The organism is Desulfonatronovibrio magnus, assembly GCF_000934755.1.
In the GTDB taxonomy this organism is placed as follows: Bacteria; Desulfobacterota; Desulfovibrionia; order Desulfovibrionales; family Desulfonatronovibrionaceae; genus Desulfonatronovibrio; species Desulfonatronovibrio magnus.
In genome coordinates, this window is record NZ_JYNP01000134.1 from 1 (window position 1) to 2,306 (window position 2,306).

General features: G+C 44.7%; 3 protein-coding genes. 1 reads left to right on the forward strand and 2 read right to left on the reverse strand.

From position 1 onward, the window contains the following. Positions 1-308 precede the first annotated feature (308 nt). Positions 309-809 (forward strand): class I SAM-dependent methyltransferase, encoded by a 501-nt coding sequence (locus LZ23_RS11680; protein ID WP_045214391.1) that lies wholly within the window; start codon positions 309-311, stop codon positions 807-809. Between the two features lie 271 nt (positions 810-1,080). On the opposite strand, the gene LZ23_RS25350 is transcribed toward LZ23_RS11680, so the two are convergent. After that, positions 1,081-1,437: an SNF2-related protein gene (locus LZ23_RS25350; RefSeq protein WP_052507337.1), complete on the reverse strand. Its 357-nt coding sequence runs from the start codon at positions 1,435-1,437 to the stop codon at positions 1,081-1,083. Further along, the gene (locus tag LZ23_RS25355; protein ID WP_084591036.1) at positions 1,424-1,795 is read right to left on the reverse strand and encodes a DEAD/DEAH box helicase family protein; all 372 of its coding nucleotides are present in this window, start codon (positions 1,793-1,795) and stop codon (positions 1,424-1,426) included. Before LZ23_RS25355 ends, LZ23_RS25350 begins: the two co-directional genes overlap by 14 nt. Positions 1,796-2,306 lie beyond the last annotated feature (511 nt).

Below are 2,306 nucleotides of genomic sequence, written 5' to 3' on the forward strand. Positions count from 1 at the left end.
AAGTAAAATCATGGTAAATGAATGCAAAAGGTTTAGAGAAGTTTTGACTGTCAAGTTAAAAAATAAAAAATCATAAAAATGATTATTTTTCATTTGCAAAAATAAAAATATTCTCTATCAAGTAACACGTTTGCAAAATAATTATCTAACAAGCATTTGATTTATACTTTGGTCAAGATGATTTGGATATCAGGGAAAAGGCTGATGAAATATATGAATTTCTGGTTGGAACGCCGGTGCACGCTGAAATGGAAAAAGACTATGGGAAAGTGGGCGAAATGCCTGATTTTTTGAGATAGGAGGATAGCATGACCCGTTTTTGCTCTGCTGCTGGTTCAGTTGAAATCAACAGGGCCAAGGCTGATTTTTTTGACGCGCAGGCCAATGCCCAATGGGCCAATGACAACTATACCCGAGAGGAAATGGAAAAGATTCAAAAGGTCCTGACCACCATTCCTGACCTGGAAGGGATGACTATTCTGGAGCCTGGCTGCGGAACAGGCAGGATGACCAGCATCCTGTCAGAACAGGTTGGTAAGCAGGGCAAGGTTGTATCCTTTGATATCAGCAATAGAATGATCCAGAATGCTGAAAATCTTCTGGGTGAAGCAGATAATGTTGAGCTGCACTGCAACGGCCTTGAAGCCTTAAACCTCAAAGCGGCAAGCTTTGACTGTGTATTCAGCCACCAGGTCTTTCCTCATTTTGACTGTAAACCCACGGCCCTCAAAATCATGGCACATGCCTTGAAGCAAAGGTCATGGGTCTTGGCGGACAGCTCTTCCGGAAGGGCATCAATTTTGGCCTGACGCTCCTGGCGGGCCTTTGCCGAGAGATAAGACCAAGGACTGCTTTGTTTTTTCCGGTTTCAACTATAGAATCAATTAGTTCAAGAACTTTTGTCACTTCATCATTATGGCGTGCCGGCAGGGCATCATTACCGCTGGTTTTTGACAGGGCTTTTTTGACCGCTGCAGGGGAAGAACCGGCCATGGCCAGGATGTGCTTGAGCATCATCTTGTTTTTACTTTTGGATGACGAGTAAATATCTCTGGCCAGTCGCGAGATCCTGTCATAAAGTTAAGACTCGGCCCTGGTGGGCTGGATTCGAATGGTTTCTGCAAACCTGGGTGGAATATGGATATTGGCCACAGCCCTGGTATTGCGAATCATGACCTGATTAAGAAGCTCCCTTAATCTGGCCCGGTTTTTTGGATCTGTGGGATCGCCCCTGGTAATGAACTCTTCCTTGAAGGCCGAAGCTGTTTTGAGCTGTCCGGGCTTAAGCAGGGTAATCAGATTGTAAAGCTCCATCAAATTGTTCTCCACCGGGGTGGCAGTAAGAAGAAGCAGAAATCTTTTTTTCAGGGTATTGGCCAGTTTCCAGTTCAGGGTGTTGCGGTTTTTCGAGTGATGGGCCTCGTCAATAATGACCATGTCCCACTCTCGATCCGTCACTGTGGAAAAAATGTTTCCTTGATTTGGCTGTGTTGATGGAAGCAACTATTCGCGGGGCCTGCCAGAACCCATTTTCCTCTCCACGAAATTCAGGATCATCCGTGGACCTGAAATCCAGGTGGAACTTTGAATCAAGCTCCTGACGCCACTGACTTACCAGCGGAGTGGGAGTCAATACCAGAACATTTTTGACCATTCCCCGCATCATATATTCCTTAATCATCATGCAGGCCTCAATGGTCTTGCCCATGCCCACTTCATCAGCGAGAAGGGCCCGTCCCCGGAATGTCTTGAGTACCTTGCGCGCTGTTTCCTCCTGATAGGCCAGAGAAGCAATACTGTCTAAGGCACCAAGTCACAATAGATGATCAGGGTCAAGCTTGATTGCTTTTCTGAAGAAGGTCAGGGCTTTTTCAAAAATTTTCCTGTTCATTGAGACGTTTGCCTTCAAAAAGATAGAATATGCTTTTTTCAACTCAAGCAGGCGTAACCAGCCGACTCTGCTGTTTTTTCCTATCCTGTTGTTTTTTGCGGGTTCGTTTTTTGGATGTTGTCTTCTGAGATATTTAGAACTGCCTTAACTGTGCATTCCGGGGCAATAATCATTGCATGTTTGTTCATTGACCAGGGACTATTCCTTAATGATGCCAAGTGAGTATCTTACCTCAATGAAATCCATCCCTCAAAGGTTTTCAAAAGAACATAAAAAAATATTCCAAGTAACTACAATCGTTTTGCTAATCAATTCAGAGTATTATGGCTTTACCATACAGATTGCTTCGGTCGCTTAGGCTCCCTCGTGGGTGACAGGTTTTCAGCAACTACATCCCTGACAGCTCAGGTGTCAT